This is a genomic window from Mucilaginibacter kameinonensis (assembly GCF_003675385.1).
GTDB classification, from domain to species: domain Bacteria; phylum Bacteroidota; class Bacteroidia; order Sphingobacteriales; family Sphingobacteriaceae; genus Mucilaginibacter; species Mucilaginibacter kameinonensis.
This window is the reverse complement of the sequence record NZ_RCWZ01000001.1, coordinates 1,064,520-1,079,649: the sequence shown is the minus strand read 5'-3', so window position 1 is coordinate 1,079,649 and position 15,130 is coordinate 1,064,520. Positions and strand designations below refer to the sequence as shown.

Annotated in this window: 12 protein-coding genes; 2 read left to right on the top strand and 10 right to left on the bottom strand. The window is 44.2% G+C overall.

Going from position 1 to position 15,130, the window contains the following annotated elements; translation table 11 throughout:
* Positions 1–507: 507 nt before the first annotated feature.
* The 4 genes from infB to EAH55_RS04815 all read right to left on the bottom strand — a co-directional run bounded on the left by infB (position 508) and on the right by EAH55_RS04815 (position 5,972).
* On the bottom strand, positions 508–3,651 hold the full coding sequence (gene infB, locus EAH55_RS04830; RefSeq protein WP_121808673.1) for a translation initiation factor IF-2: 3,144 nt from the start codon (positions 3,649–3,651) through the stop codon (positions 508–510).
* 66 nt (positions 3,652–3,717) lie between these two features.
* Complete coding sequence (nusA, locus tag EAH55_RS04825; RefSeq protein ID WP_121808672.1) at positions 3,718–4,953, bottom strand: transcription termination factor NusA; 1,236 nt, start codon at positions 4,951–4,953, stop codon at positions 3,718–3,720.
* A 2-nt stretch (positions 4,954–4,955) separates the two neighbouring features.
* On the bottom strand, positions 4,956–5,420 hold the full coding sequence (rimP, locus tag EAH55_RS04820) for a ribosome assembly cofactor RimP (protein ID WP_114939872.1): 465 nt from the start codon (positions 5,418–5,420) through the stop codon (positions 4,956–4,958).
* 126 nt (positions 5,421–5,546) lie between these two features.
* Positions 5,547–5,972, bottom strand: coding sequence for a hypothetical protein (locus EAH55_RS04815; protein WP_121808671.1), 426 nt, complete (start codon positions 5,970–5,972; stop codon positions 5,547–5,549).
* 66 nt (positions 5,973–6,038) lie between these two features.
* Here EAH55_RS04815 and EAH55_RS04810 point away from each other — a divergent pair, with 66 nt between their 5' ends.
* Entirely contained in the window at positions 6,039–6,644 is a 606-nt protein-coding gene (locus tag EAH55_RS04810) for a murein L,D-transpeptidase catalytic domain-containing protein (RefSeq protein WP_244228091.1), read from the top strand.
* Positions 6,645–6,887: 243 nt separating this feature from the next.
* On the opposite strand, the gene EAH55_RS04805 is transcribed toward EAH55_RS04810, so the two are convergent.
* The gene (locus EAH55_RS04805) at positions 6,888–7,898 is read right to left on the bottom strand and encodes a dipeptide epimerase (RefSeq protein WP_121809032.1); all 1,011 of its coding nucleotides are present in this window, start codon (positions 7,896–7,898) and stop codon (positions 6,888–6,890) included.
* 36 nt (positions 7,899–7,934) lie between these two features.
* Between EAH55_RS04805 and EAH55_RS04800 the strand changes: the two genes are divergently transcribed.
* Positions 7,935–8,942, top strand: coding sequence for a hypothetical protein (locus EAH55_RS04800; RefSeq protein ID WP_317127559.1), 1,008 nt, complete (start codon positions 7,935–7,937; stop codon positions 8,940–8,942).
* Here EAH55_RS04800 and EAH55_RS04795 read toward each other — a convergent pair.
* The 5 genes from EAH55_RS04795 to EAH55_RS04775 form a co-directional block, all read right to left on the bottom strand.
* Positions 8,908–9,540 carry a rhomboid family intramembrane serine protease gene (locus EAH55_RS04795; RefSeq protein ID WP_121808669.1) on the bottom strand — a complete coding sequence of 211 codons (633 nt, stop codon included), beginning with the start codon at positions 9,538–9,540 and terminating at the stop codon, positions 8,908–8,910. The genes EAH55_RS04800 and EAH55_RS04795 overlap by 35 nt on opposite strands.
* Positions 9,541–11,286 carry a M14 family zinc carboxypeptidase gene (locus EAH55_RS04790; RefSeq protein ID WP_121808668.1) on the bottom strand — a complete coding sequence of 582 codons (1,746 nt, stop codon included), beginning with the start codon at positions 11,284–11,286 and terminating at the stop codon, positions 9,541–9,543.
* A 135-nt stretch (positions 11,287–11,421) separates the two neighbouring features.
* A complete protein-coding gene (locus tag EAH55_RS04785) occupies positions 11,422–13,125 on the bottom strand; it encodes a CocE/NonD family hydrolase (protein WP_208644788.1) in 1,704 nt (567 codons plus the stop codon).
* Between the two features lie 181 nt (positions 13,126–13,306).
* Entirely contained in the window at positions 13,307–14,005 is a 699-nt protein-coding gene (locus EAH55_RS04780) for a LytR/AlgR family response regulator transcription factor (RefSeq protein ID WP_208644787.1), read from the bottom strand.
* Complete coding sequence (locus tag EAH55_RS04775) at positions 14,002–15,060, bottom strand: sensor histidine kinase (RefSeq protein WP_121808666.1); 1,059 nt, start codon at positions 15,058–15,060, stop codon at positions 14,002–14,004. The genes EAH55_RS04780 and EAH55_RS04775 overlap by 4 nt, the downstream gene beginning before the upstream one ends.
* Positions 15,061–15,130 lie beyond the last annotated feature (70 nt).

Sequence of the window (15,130 nt, the reverse complement as noted above, 5' to 3'; positions counted from 1 at the left end):
AAACAACTACTGATAATCAGGAGCTTATAGTTTATAAAAAATCCAAAACCAATCACACTGAACAAGAGGCCATTGGTAGTCAATGATTTACAAAATCTCAGCTTAAAAAATTGAACACCCCGTTTTTGAAAGTTGAACACTGACAAAATATTGCCATCTCAGGGCAAAGTTACGTTGTTGCTAAACTTCGCCCTGCTCTTACTGGTGTTGGGAAGATGAGGAATTGCTGAGCATGTTGGTTTAAAAGTTATGTCATTGCGAGGAGGAATGACGAAGCAATCTCGTGGCTATACACCTTCGATATGCATTAGCTACGAGATTGCCACGCTATCGCTCGCAATGACATAGCTTTTAGTTGTTTCTCAGGATAACCATCTCTGGTCGAAGTTACGCTATCGCTAAACTTCGACCAGTTTCCGTAACTTCAACCAGCTTCCAGAATTCTTCTACCAACAAAAAGGGCTCATCCTTGCGGATAAGCCCTTGATATTTTGAAGCTGATATGGATTACAGCTTGCGTTTAACTTCTACGTTTTCGTATGCTTCAACGATATCGCCTACTTCAATGTTGTTAAAGTTGTTGATGTTCAAACCGCACTCGTAACCTGCGCTCACTTCTTTCACGTCGTCTTTAAAGCGTTTCAATGAAGCCAGTTCGCCGGTGTAGATCACCACACCATCACGGATGATACGGATCTTGCTGTTACGGTTAATTTTACCATCAAGCACCATACAACCTGCAATAGTACCCACCTTGCTGATCTTGAAGGTTTCGCGGATCTCAACGTTAGCCACAATCTTCTCTTCAAAGGTTGGTGCAAGCATACCTTCCATCGCCGCTTTGATCTCGTTGATCGCATCGTAGATGATAGAGTACAGCCTGATATCAATCTGCTCTGCCTCGGCCAGCTTACGGGCACCACCAGAAGGGCGTACCTGGAAACCGATGATGATCGCATCAGATGCAGATGCCAGCAATACGTCTGATTCGGAGATCTGACCTACCGCTTTTGAGATAATATTTACTTGGATCTGCTCGGTTGACAGTTTCAGTAATGAATCTGACAAGGCCTCGATAGAACCATCCACGTCACCTTTAACAATGATGTTAAGCTCCTTGAAGTTACCCACTGCCAAACGACGGCCGATCTCATCAAGCGTAATGTGTTTTTGTGTGCGTAAGCCCTGCTCACGTTGTAACTGTAAACGTTTGTTTGCAATTTCACGTGCTTCAACTTCGCTTTCAAGCGCGTTGAATTTATCGCCCGCTGTTGGTGCACCCTGCATACCCAATACCTGTACCGGTGTTGAAGGTCCTGCGGAGTCAACACGCTGACCGCGCTCGTTGGTTAACGCTTTTACACGACCGCTATAGCAGCCTGCCAATATCGGATCGCCCACTTTTAAGCGACCTGCCTGTACAAGGATAGTAGTAACAATACCACGACCTTTATCTAAAGCAGCCTCAATAACAGTACCTACGGCACGTTTGTTAGGGTTAGCTTTAAGCTCAAGCAATTCGGCTTCAAGCAATACTTTCTCCAATAACAGGTCAACATTTAAGCCGGTTTTGGCCGAAATTTCCTGCGACTGGTATTTACCGCCCCACTCTTCAACCAAAATATTCATGGCCGATAATTGTTCCCTTACCTTATCGGCATTGGCACCTGGCTTATCAATTTTGTTGAAAGCGAAGATGATTGGCGCACCTGCAGCCTGCGCGTGGTTTATCGCCTCGCGGGTTTGCGGCATCACGCTGTCATCGGCAGCTATCACTATAATTACAATATCTGTAACCTGTGCACCCCTTGCACGCATCGCGGTAAACGCTTCGTGACCCGGTGTATCCAGGAAGGTGATCTTACCTTTATTATCAGGCAATGTTACCTCGTAAGCACCAATGTGCTGGGTTATACCACCCGCTTCGCCGCCTATTACGTTGGTTTTGCGGATAAAATCCAGTAATGAGGTTTTACCATGGTCAACGTGGCCCATGATGGTTACGATTGGTGCACGTGTCACTAAATCGGCCGGATCATCTGGCTGGTCAAGGTTGGCTTCCTCATCCTGAGGCTTAACAAATTCAACCTGGTAGCCAAACTCGTCGGCCACAATTGAAAGTGTTTCGGCATCAAGCCTTTGGTTGATCGAAACGAACATACCCAGGCTCATACAGGTAGATATAATCTGGGTTACAGATACATCCATCATGCTTGCCAGCTCGTTTGCTGTTACGAACTCGGTAACCTTCAATACTTTTGATTGAAGTTCCTGTTCCATTGCCAGTTCTTCGGCACTTGCAGCAACGTCATCACGTTTTTGACGACGGAATTTAGCACGCTGTGCAAATTTACCCGACTTACCCGCACCGCTTAAGCGTGCAAGTGTAGCCTTAATCTGGTCTTGTATATCCTTTTCTGAAGGTTCTTCCTTCGGAGTAGAATGTTGAGGAGGGTTATTCCTGTTGTTCCTGAAATCCGGACGGTTACCGCCGCCACCGTGATGACCACCGCCACCCTGATTTGGCCCGCTATTGCCAGGAGCACCGTGTGTACGGTTCCTGAAATCCGGACGATTAGGGTTAATGGTACCACCACCACTTGGCTGCTGGCCCTGGCCTTGAGGGTGATTTCCCCCGCCGCCTTGCTGCTGGCCATGTTGATGGTTGCCACCGCCTTGCTGCGGATTGCCCTGGTTATCTTTACGCTTACGTTTGCGTTTATGATCGGCCGAATTATTATTATTTGCATTTGACGAAGCTACCGGATTGCGTTTTGGCGCGTTAACCGGCAACTGGATCTTACCAATAATGTTTGGACCTGTTAAACGCTCGGCCTTGGCACGAATTACATCCGGCTCCTGGCTTTCGTCATGTGCCGGTGCGGCCGGTGTTTCAGCAGCAGCCGGAGGTGTTACAACCGGTGCTTTTTCAACAACAGGTGCAGCAGGCGCTTTAGGCTCTTCCGCTTTAGGTGTTTCAACAACTGGCGGTGCAACAGGAGCTACCGGTGGTTTTGGAGCCTCAACCTTTGGAGGTTCGGGCGCAACCGGTGCAACTGGCTTTGGCGCTTCAACTTTGGGCTCGGCTGGTGCCGGAGCCGGAGTTGGCGCAGGTGCCTGAGCAACAGGCTCTGGTTGTTTAACAACTTCCACTGGCTTTTCAACAGGCTTCTCTGCCTGTGGCTGTGGTTTAGCATTCAGGTTGCTAAGGTCAATTTTTCCAACTACCTTAACACCAGGTAATACGTCATTGCGCTCATCAGAACGTGCAGGAGCTTGCGCTGCCGGAGCAGGCTCGGCCGGTTTTGGTTTCTCAACCTGCGGCTGTGCAAAGTGCCCTGTATTCTTGATCAGTATCTCTTCGTTCTCAAAATCGCGCGAACGGCGGTTCTCAACCGGCTTTTCAGGAAACTGTGCAGCAGGCTCTTCTTTCCTTATCTTTCCGATACTGATCTGCTTAGCTTCCTCCTTAATACTTTTGTCAACAGCAAATTCCTTCAACAGGGCATTGTACATGTCGTTATCCAGCTTGGCCATAGGATGCTTGTCAACCTTGTATCCTTTGGTAGCTAAAAAATCGACAAGGGTACCCATGCCAATGTTCAGTTCTTTTACTGCTTTAATTAATTTTATGGATTTGTCTTCTGACATTTAATATTACTTACTTTCTCTGCTTATTTGGGTGCAAAAATACGATTTTAATTTTGCTTATTACGCTTATTCAAACTCCGCATTCAAAATTGATAGCACTTCTTTTACAGTTTCTTCCTCTAAATCGGTGCGTTTTACTAATTCACCAACGGTTAAGGCCAGTACTGATTTTGCTGTATCCAAACCAATGCGTTTAAATTCATCAAGGATCCAGCTATCAATTTCGTCTGAAAATTCTTCAATGTCCACATCTTCGTCATGCTCATCGGCCTCACGGTAAACATCAATTTCGTAGCCAGTCAATTTTCCTGCCAACTTAATGTTGTGTCCGCCCCTGCCAATAGCTAATGATACCTGGTCGGGCTTTAAGTACACAGCTGCTGTCCTTTTCTCATCATCTAATTTAATAGAAGTGATTTTGGCAGGTGATAATGCACGCTGGATATATAACTGAACGTTGTTGGTAAAGTTGATAACGTCGATATTTTCATTCTTTAACTCACGCACAATACCGTGAATACGTGAACCTTTCATACCTACGCAGGCACCAACCGGATCAATACGGTCATCATATGATTCTACGGCTACTTTAGCACGTTCGCCCGGCTCGCGTACAATTTTCTTGATAGTAATTAAACCATCAAAAATCTCAGGTACTTCAAGCTCAAACAAACGCTGTAAAAACTCAGGCGCTGTGCGTGAAATAATGATTTTAGGGTTGCTGTTCAGCATATCTACCTTAGATACAACAGCTTTAACACTGTCACCTTTCTTAAAGTAGTCGGCCGGGATCTGCTCTGTTTTAGGCAGCAACAGCTCGTTACCTTCATCATCAAGTACCAAAGTTTCTTTTTTCCAAACCTGGTAAACCTCGCCGGTAACAATTTCACCTACGCGGTCTTTATATTTTTTGAAGATCTCGTCTTTCTCTAATTCCAGAATCTTTGATACCAGCGTTTGGCGTGCGGCTAAGATTGCACGACGGCCAAAGCTTTCTAAAGTGATCTGTTCAATATAATCATCACCAACTTCAAGGTCGGCGTCATACAGGTGTGCTTCGGCAAGTTCAATCTCCAGGTCGTCGTCTTCGCTAAAGCCATCTTCCATAACTTTACGTGTACGCCAGATCTCCAAGTCACCATTATCGGTGTTAACAATTACGTCGCAATTTTCGTCCGTACCGTACTTTTTCCTGATCATGCTTCTGAAAACGTCTTCCAGTACGCTCATCATGGTAGGGCGGTCAATGTTCTTGAAATCTTTAAATTCCTGAAAAGAATCAATTAAATTAATATTGCTCATTTTTACTTAAATGATATTAAAACCTTTGTTTCTGTTATTTGCTCCATCGGGATCACGCTTTCAATAACCTGCGCTTTTTTCCCTTTTTCTTTTACTTTTTCTTCAATGGTGATAGCATCTTCGGTAAGGCCGGTTAATACACCTTCACGTTTTGCACCATCTTTCATTTTAATGCCCAGGTTACGGCCAACATTTTTGGCGTATTGCCTTGGCGATGACAGCGGAAAATCAATACCCGGCGATGATACCTCCAGGTTATAAGCCGTTTCAATCACGTTTTCCTCTTCCAGATGGAAACCTACGTGCCTGCTTACCTGTACACATTCATCAATGCCGATACCGTTATCGCCATCAAGCAGAATGATCAGCTTACCGTTCGAGTGCATTTTAATATCCACTATAAACAGGTTTGGCTTATCCGCTATCTTTTCTTCTACCAGTTCTTTTACCCTTTTTTCAATATTCATTACCCACCGGTGTTTTTGACAGAATAATTTTGATTGATAAAATAAAAGAGGGGACTAATTGCCCCCTCTTTTATTAACGGTTGCAAATATAATCAAAAATATTAAATTTTCAAGCACCCGGATGGTTTATTGCTTAAAAATCAAATCTGTATAGTGCAAAGTTCCGGGTTTGCTGCGGCTTTTTATCAAATCGGTCAGCGTACCGCCGGCCCCAAAATCATAGTAACGGAAAAAATAGGTTTGTTGTGTGCTGAAAGCGGTATCCGGTGTAAAAATAACTACATTATCTTTAATTACATAGCGCCCCGGCTGTATGGGCTGCAGGTTGCGCATAGTAGTATCTGCCGGCATGCGATAAACCGCCATTAAGGTTTGCCAGGCCGTTGCCGATGAATCGCGGCTGATGTCATTAATAATAGCCGGATCAAAACCTGTTATCTGCAATGATCTTCCGTTATTAACAGGACTAATGGTTACTACCGTTTTGGTTGATGTTGCTGTACAACCAAAAAAGACTAATAGCAGGAGCAAAAAAGAAACCGGGTTTTTCATCACGCAAGATAGGTTTATTGTAATAAAAAGCCGATATTTCTGTTTACAACCCAAAACCTAACGCAATTGAAACCTAAGCTATTACTCCCTTTTTTCCTGCTGCTTTTCTGCTGCATAAAGGTCAAAGCAGATATTCCCCGTATTAATACCGATCAGCTTAAAACGAAAGCTAAACAAGGCCTTGCATTTTGCCGGCAGCGGGGATACAATACACGCTATTGCATTTTAATTGATATGTCTGTACCCTCGGGTGTTAAGCGTTTTGTGGTATGGGATTTTAAGAAAAACGACTCGTTAATCAGTGGCTTGGTAAGCCATGGCTGCGGCCGAAACCCTTGGAGCGGCGTATGGTCAAAAGATAAACCGGCATTTAGCAACCTTGATGGAAGCCATTGTACAGCGCTGGGCAAATATACGATTGACAACCGGGCCTGGAGCGCCTGGGGTATCCATGTAAAATATTACCTGACAGGATTAGAGAGCACCAACAATAATGCACTTGCAAGGCAAATCGTTTTTCATTCCTGGGAACAGGTTGCCGAAACAGAGGTTTATCCCAACGGCACACCTGAAGGCTGGGGTTGTCCTGCTATTTCCAACAATACCATGAAAATTGTGGATGCTTTACTGAAAAAACAAAAGAAGCACGTGTTGCTGTGGATATATCAATAGGCGGCGTTAGCGCATGATTAATAATCTCAGGCCGTGAGGACACGGCCGCTGGGGTAAGAACCATGTCATTGCGAGGAGGGACGACGAAGCAATCTCGTAGCTATGCAGATCGGACATGCATTGGCTACGGGATTGCCACGCTTCGCTCGCAATGACATGATTGTTATTTGTTTTTCCAAAATTTTCATCTTCACAACACCTGTGGTGAGGAAACGGCCGCGGGAAAAAAGTTAAAGTAATATCCTAAAACCTCAACCCCAATCCCACATCATTATTGAGGTTATACCTTCCATCCTCAAAATCGGGCATTATGTATGGGTTATTGCTTACCAGGAACGGGCCGTCAAGGTCAACCCAATCTGCCTGTGGTGCAATGGCTAATCCGGCGAGGGCGGCGCAACTGGTTTCGGTCATGCAGCCTATCATGATCTTCAGCTCAAGCTCGCGGGCCTTATCAATCATTCGTTTAGCCTCGTACAATCCTGCCGATTTCATGAGTTTAATATTGATCCCGGTATAAACTCCCTTAGCCTTTTCCACATCTTCAAAACGTTGAACGGCCTCATCACCAATAATAGGAATAGGGCTTCGTTCAGTAAGCCAGGCATTGCTGTCGGGATCGGTTTTGAGCATGGGCTGCTCTATCAATTGTACGCCTTGCTCATGCAGCCAGTAGGTCATATCCAGGCTTTGCTGCAAGTCTGTCCAGCCCTGGTTGGCATCTACATAAAGCGGCACATTGGTTACCGAACGGATAGTAGTAATTAATTCCCTATCGGTATCGCGCCCTAATTTTACCTTGATCACTTTAAAGCCTTCGGCCTCTTTTACTTTTTTCATGATCATCTCGGGCGTATCAATGCCTATAGTAAAACTGGTAACGGGCATGAGCGCCGGGTTACTGCCAAGCAGCTGCCAGCAGGGTTGTTGTTTCAGTTTACCATCCAGATCATGCAGGGCGATATCAATAGCCGCTTTAACAGCCGGATTACCGGGAGCGATACTATCGAGGTAATTGATGACCGCACCAAAATCAAAAGGGTAACTAAACTGGCTCACATCAACCTTGCTTAAAAACTCGGTAGCACTTTGATGGCTTTCGCCCATATAAGGCACCATCGATGCCTCGCCGTAGCCGGTTTTACCCTCGTGACTGATCTGCACCAGCATAACCGGGGTAGAAGTGCGCGAAAATTTGGCTATCGTAAAAGCATGCTTCAGCTGAAGCTCGTAGGGTTGATATGTCAGTTCCATGTTAAAAACCAAAGCTAAAATTTTAGTACGAAAATCGTGCTTATCTTTGCGGCCATGCCGGCACAAATTTATTCACCGTTCACCAATTTCAATTTCAGCAATAATAAATGTTTCCTTACGGGGCAAAACCTTAATTCGCCCGAGGAGCAGATCCAGGTATTTCCGCAATGGCTCATGAGCCGCTACGAGCTGGAAGACAAGCCTTTTAAATTGCTTGACGAAAGCATGGCAACTTATAAAGACCTGAAGCTGCCTTGCACCGCCGAAATAAATGAGCTTTATCTTGAACCACTCGAAAATGAAATTGCTGCCGCTTTTGAAACCGGTTATGAAGCGCTAAAAACGCTTGATGAGGATAAACTGTTTTTATGGGCAGGCAAATTACTATACGGAATTATCTTCAACGAGATCCAGGCGGGTATCAAATTACAGCACTCGCAGGGCGAAGAATTTAACATATCGCAATCCATCATCCACAAATTCAACAACCTGCATATGATGCTGCAAAGCCTCAACCTCCCTATCGAGTTTGATGGATTTAAGCCTTATAGTCTTGTATTATTTAAGGTAGATAATGCCGAGAACGTTTTTGGCTACCGTGATGAGATCAACACGCTTACATTTTCGTTACGGATTAAAGATTTTGGCTTTATCCTGTGCCTGCAGGATAACGGGGCCAACGCCCGTTATCATAAAGAGGCCTTGGATAAAATTGCAGATAACATACTGCACCCTATTCAGTTTGAAGAGTTAAATGCCCGGTTCTTCTATTCGGCTTATTTATTTAACCGTTTGCCTGAGTACGATATTTTTAATATTGGTGATGCTATTTCATTAGAAGCCCTGCCCTTGCGCGGCACCAGCAGCAAGCCCCTGTTTGACGACTGGATGAACAAAACCTACGGGCAGGTGCTGGAAAACTTTTGGAAAAACTGGGGGTTCCTGCTGTTAGAGATCATCAAGAACCCCGAGAAGCCTATGAGCTTTTTATTTAATGCCGATGGGGAGTTTAAAGACGGAAATGAGCTGGGGCTTCAGAAATAATTTGCTGAATAAAATCGCCTAAAACATGGTGGTTAAAAACGATGGTGATTATCAAACCGCTTATTGCTCCAAAAAAGTGCGCGTCGTGATTGATTTGGTCGCGTGAATATTTTGAAGCATAATGGCAATATACCAGGTACAGGATACCGAAAAGCCAAAACCAGATGCCAATGGGAATGGGCATTATGTAAATGGTTTGCCATGGCATAAATAAAACTATACTAAAAATCACAGCGCTAACAGCGCCAGAGGCACCAAGACTATAATAATTATAGTCGTTTTTATGCTTAATTACGGTTGGCATATCGCTCAGTATCAAGCTTAACACATATAGTATTCCAAACTGCAGGTGCCCTATTATCGGTTCGAGCGTGAACGCAAAAAAGTAAAACGACAGCATATTGAAAAACAAATGCATCCAATCGCGGTGAATAAGTCCGCTGGTGATGATGGTATGGATATCCTTTCCGCGGGAAACGGTGTAAGGATGCAGCATCATGCGGCCATAAAGATTATCGTTTGAGAAAGCTAAAAGCGAAGTAACAATAGTTATTGCAAAAATAACGCAGGCCACCGGGGCCATGTGAATAATTTCCATTTATTTAAGGTCGAGTTTGGTATTAGTTAAAAGCCTGCCTACAGGATAGCGCATAAAAGTTTTTTCAAAATAAGGCGAATTGCGGTAAACAAAGAACAATTGCGCGCCTGCGTTATTGGCCAGTTGCGGATCTTTCGCTTTGGCATCGTCCAGTTTTTGTTTAATCGACGGATCTTTTTTTAGCAGATCGGCGGCGATATCCTCAAAAACATAATCCGAAAAATATTCCTTTTCGCCAAGCACCGAATCAAAAAAGTTCCATGCAAAAAACGAGTCGACACCCTGCGGTTCCAGCGTTTCCACGATATAACGGTTAATAGGCTGATTAGTATACACCACGTAATCGCCGGTATAAAATTTAATTGGCATATCAACCGGGTTAAGCTTTACGCCAGTATGCAGGTAATGTCCTTCAAAAGGTCGGGACGGAGTTTTCAGATCGGCTATATAATACATTTGCAGGTTAAGCGTGGTATCATGGGCCAGTTGTTTCATCTGCACCCCGTTCAGCTTAAACAAATCAATTACCTTGCCCCAGGCCTGCGGTATTACATAAGCCACCGGTTTATCGGCAGTAGCGGTAACTTTATAGGTATTGAAATACCTGATGGTTTTGGTGTATGGCTTATCTCGGTCGTAATATAACCTCGGCAAGCCGCTAACGCCGCTGGATTTGTGGCCTACTTCATACCCTTTAAAGGTAATGGTATCAACCTTATCCATATCAACGGCCCAGCTCAAGGCAAAAGTTTTTTGATTGGTTACCTGTTCGTCTGCTTTGCGTTTCAGTTCACCTATCAGTTTGGCATCGCGCTGGTTAATTTCAATCAGGTGCTGCATAAAATCATAGGTAGCATACACACGCTTATCAAACGGTTTAAGCATATGCGTTTCGGTGATATAACTGATGATGTTATGCTGGGCAGTAAAGCCGGTAGCAAAGCGCGGCGTTTCCAAAAAGCTTACAATACCCGAATCCGGCAAACCTTCTTCACCCGCACCATAAGGGATCATCTCATACCCGCTCTTTTTCATTTTGCTGTACAGGTATGGGGTTAGGGTTTTGGTGGTATAATCGGCCAGGATGGAGTTTTGCTTTTCTTTTTGCGTTTCAATAAGTGTCATTACATATTGATAATCGGCGCCATCGCTGGTGTGGTTATCTAAAAACACTTCGGGTTTCCAGGTAGTGAGGATCTGCGTAAAAGCTAAAGCGTTACGACTGTCGGCCTTAATGAAATCGCGGTTAAGATCCAGATTGCGGTAATTGCCTCTGAAACCATAAGCTGATGGGCCATTCTGACTTACACGGCTCAGCCCGCGGTTAAGGTTACCGTCGATATTATATAAGGCAATAAGACAGATCACCACATCTTTGGGAAGCGTATTATTTTTAAGCATATCCCGCACCAGCATCATACTGGCATCAATACCCTCCGGCTCGCCGGGGTGAATGCCGTTATTGATCAACAGTACGCGTTTATTCTGTTTTTTGATCACTGCCGGATCAAATACCTTATCTTTTGAAAGTACTATAAGCGTTAAAGGTTTGCCCACATCTGTAGTACCATAATTGATAAGCTTCATTTGCTGTGGGTACAACTTATTAAGCTTTTGATAGTAATCAATCACCTGGGCGTAAGTGGCGGTATAATTTTTATCCTTACTTAACTCAAACGGAGTGAGCTGGGCTTTGGCAGATAAGGCAATAAAACAGGCAACGAGGGTAGCGAAAACTATCTTCATGAGTAAATACGTTGCTCAAATATAGTTTAACTGCGGCAAAGCCGGGAGGTGTAAGGTTATTTTTACGGCTTAGCTATCAATAAACCCGCCGAAGCATTGCAATACTTCAGCAGACTTATTGTAACCGGGCATCTTTTACCGCAACACCGGGATATTGATATAACTATCATTAAACCATTTTATTTGCAACGGTATTTTAGCATCAAGGATGGTTTCATCGCTTACATTTTTGCCCGTTCCGTAATTGATCTGCTCAAAAGGGCTTTTGTTGATGTTGAGCAGGATCACTATCCGGCTGCCTTTACTAAATTGCCTGCTGGTGATATAGGTGTTAGTAAATGGAATGCTTTCCATTTGTCCCGGTTTTAATAAATGTCGTTTCTCAGGATTTGTAGCGTAGCTTGCCCTGCCCATAAAGTAAGTGAGATAAAAATATTTGCCATCGGGCATCTCCTCAAACATCACAACATGGTAGTCCATGTCTTTTTTATTAATGATAGTTTTTAACATGCCCGAAAAGGCACCGCTGACAGTGAGTGGCCCTGCAAGCGGATCGCTTTTAAAAACAAGGCTACTGCCGGTGTTCAGCGTATCATAAATAAGTTGATTTAAAAAATAATAGCTACTGATGCTGTCCCTGTTGGCGAAATTGACATTTTGTGATGTAAATGCCTTTTGGAGTGGTTTAACGGGATTTAAGCGCGATTTATCCAGGTAAAACTTCAGCGTATCGTTACTCATTTGCTTTAGTGAAGGTACATGCTTCCACTGGTTAGTCCCCATTACTTCAAAATTGAATTTATCCTTCAAAAAAGCCGGTTTGGGTTTGTTTTTGAAGATATAATCAAACCACTGATAAATAATTTCATGGATATTGATCCGCGCGGCGTCATCAATACGATAGCCATTTAAAACCGAATCGGGGTGGCCCTGTGAACCAAAATGGCCGTAAGGGCCAATGATCACGTAATGGTTGGCTTGGGGGTTATATTTCAGGTGCTCACGGTAATAATACATGCCGCCAATTTGCCCGCCATCGTAATAACCTGTAGTTGTTAACACCGGTATGTTGATATCCGCAAATTCCTTTTGATAAGGGATCATGTTCTGCCAGTATTGATCATAAGTAGGGTGCGCTACCCAATGCCCGAACATATTGTTAATCCCCCTGCCGGTAAGGCTATCGAGCGTGTGATAGGCTAAACCTGCATTATACCACTTCCAGTACAACTGGTTCCATTGCGGACCGTTGTAATCTTTTTCGTCCAGGAACTTGTTATTGCTGGTATAGTAAGTCCACGAAAAAACAAAGCTCATCTGCACATTATTGGTCATAGGCACATCAAGCCCCGGCGCTACGGCAGCCGATGGCACGATAGTCTTAAGTGCCGGATGAAGCTTTTTGGTAGCGGCCCATTGGGTAAAACCGTTATAGCTTCCGCCGTACATGCCTACCCGGCCGTCGCTCCAGGATTGCTTGCTGATCCAGTCAATCACATCATAAGCATCCCGGCCATCGGTTTCATAAGCCAAAGGTTCACCCGGACTATTCCATTTGCCCCGGGTGTATGCCATTACACCAACATAGCCTCTATCAGCTGCCTCTTGAATTTTTGTTGTATCGCTGCGGCGGGCATAAATGGTAAACTGAAAAATAGTTGGCAGCTTTTCGGTTATGCCTTTTTTGCGGGCTATCATTACGGTAACAAACGCGCCATCATGTGTTTTTAGCAGCACACTATCCCGCAGGTAAACACCTGTAGTTTTTTTGCTTTGTGCCGATGCCATACTGCCCAAAACAAGGCATAGCAATAGCAGGGAGAATAATTTTCTCATCATTTTTTATTGTTTAATATGTGTTGAACCTAAAGCCGGGGATTGCGCGATTCCCCTCTTGAGAGGGGTGGAGGGGTGTGTTTCTGCTTTGATAGGCAAATCGAACAACACACCCCTGCCATTACACCTTCCTCTGCGCCCCCTCTCAAGAGGGGAATTGTATTTTGCCTATACTCTGTCACTTTTACTTACCTGCCACCCACTGCCTGAACTTTGCCGATTGCCGCTCGGAAACTTCAAGTTGGGTACCGTTATTAAGGGTTATTTTTAAACGACCGTCGGTAGTTGTCATAGCCTGAATAAATTGCCGGTTGATGATCTGCGCGCGGTTGATCCTGAAAAATATAGCCTCGCTCAACTTAGCCTCCAGCTGGTTAAGCGAACTTTTCAGGAACACATTTTTATCGCCAAAAAAGATCCGGGCATAGTTATCCATCGACTCAATGAGGTGTACCGAACTCCATTGAATAAAATGATACTGCTGCCGGTCTTTCACAAAGATCTGCCCGGCGCTATCTGCCTTGCCCAATCGCTGCCTTGCTTGCGTTATTGCCTTTTCAAACCTTTCTTCGCGGATAGGTTTCACGAGGTAATCAAGCGCGCTTACCTCAAAGGCTTTAACCGCGTATTGGTCGTATGCGGTGGTAAATATTACCGATGGTACTTGCTCCAAGGATTCCAATAAATCAAAGCCTGACTTTTCGGGCATTTGGATATCTAAAAAAAGCAGATCAGGATTTTGCTGAGCTATTATGGGCAGCGCATCATCAGCGTTTGCGGCTTCTCCCATAATTTCAAAATCAGGATAACCGGCAAGTAAGCGCCTTACTTCACTACGGGCAGCACGTTCATCATCTATGATCAAAACCTTTATCTTTTTCATACCCGGGAGATTTTAATGGTCGCCGTAACTATATCATTAGCTTCGCCGATGACAAAATAGGCCGCACCTTTATATTGCAGTTCCAAACGTTCGTTCAGGTTCCTGATCCCTAAACCGCTATTTTCTTTTACTGGGTTTAACCTACCAGGATTGCTCACGGATATAATCAAGGCGTTGGGTTCATGATCCAGTTTTATGCTAATAAGTCCTCCTTGTTTTTGCTGGCTGATCCCATGTTTAATGGCATTTTCGACCAGGGTTTGGATACACAAACGAGGAAGTGCCATGTTTTGCGGCAGGTTGTTGGTTTTAATATGATATTGCAACCGCTCTTCAAGCCGGAGTTTTTCCAGTTCGAGGTAGTCCTTGACCAGCTGAAGTTCTTCTTCAACAGAGATCATCTGGTTATCGCCACTGTAAAGGGAGTTTCTTAGCAGATCGGCAAGCAGATCAATTGCCCGTCGTGCCGATTTAGGATCGTCAATAATTAAAGCCTTAATATTATTTAAAGAGTTGAACAGGAAATGCGGGTTAAGTTGCGCCGATAGATTGCTCAGTTGCGCATCCCGGGTAATAACCGAAAGCCTGGCATTTTCCCTGGCAATATTGATCTCCCGCCTGGAATAATGATACATATGATAAGCCAGCAGCCAGATAGACATCAAGCGCACACCAGCCACGAAAATACTATCACGATATTGGTCAAAAAAATCGCCGAATGATTGTGAAAATCCAGATTGAAACCATACCCTGAAAAAGTAAACTTTTAAAACCGTTACAAAAAGGTAAACCAAACCTAATGCCACAACCGCGGGGATGAGCCTTGGTAATAGTTTATTAATTCCGAGATTTTGCCAACCTTGTTTTAGTGCGAAACAGCGGTAAAGGTGAGTGATGAGGATATAAACGGCAACATCGGTAGTAAATTGAAGAACGCCCAGCAACCAGTTAAAGCCCGCTTTGCTATAGCCAGTGTAGCCCCAGTAAAGCGCCGCTACCGACCAGCCAATAAGCTGACATTTCCAATAAAGCGATATGGTTACGTGTTGTTTCAATTTGCTTGCTGCCTAATTTTGATCAAAGCAACAAAAACTATTATACAGTTAAAAGATAAAGTACATGAGT

Coding starts and splice junctions, on each gene's coding strand:
- infB (WP_121808673.1), bottom strand. CDS start 3,651: ATGTCAGAAGACAAATCCATAAAATTAATTAAAGCAGTAAAAGAACTG.
- nusA (WP_121808672.1), bottom strand. CDS start 4,953: ATGAGCAATATTAATTTAATTGATTCTTTTCAGGAATTTAAAGATTTC.
- rimP (WP_114939872.1), bottom strand. CDS start 5,420: ATGAATATTGAAAAAAGGGTAAAAGAACTGGTAGAAGAAAAGATAGCG.
- EAH55_RS04815 (WP_121808671.1), bottom strand. CDS start 5,972: ATGAAAAACCCGGTTTCTTTTTTGCTCCTGCTATTAGTCTTTTTTGGT.
- EAH55_RS04805 (WP_121809032.1), bottom strand. CDS start 7,898: ATGGAACTGACATATCAACCCTACGAGCTTCAGCTGAAGCATGCTTTT.
- EAH55_RS04795 (WP_121808669.1), bottom strand. CDS start 9,540: ATGGAAATTATTCACATGGCCCCGGTGGCCTGCGTTATTTTTGCAATA.
- EAH55_RS04790 (WP_121808668.1), bottom strand. CDS start 11,286: ATGAAGATAGTTTTCGCTACCCTCGTTGCCTGTTTTATTGCCTTATCT.
- EAH55_RS04785 (WP_208644788.1), bottom strand. CDS start 13,125: ATGATGAGAAAATTATTCTCCCTGCTATTGCTATGCCTTGTTTTGGGC.
- EAH55_RS04780 (WP_208644787.1), bottom strand. CDS start 14,005: ATGAAAAAGATAAAGGTTTTGATCATAGATGATGAACGTGCTGCCCGT.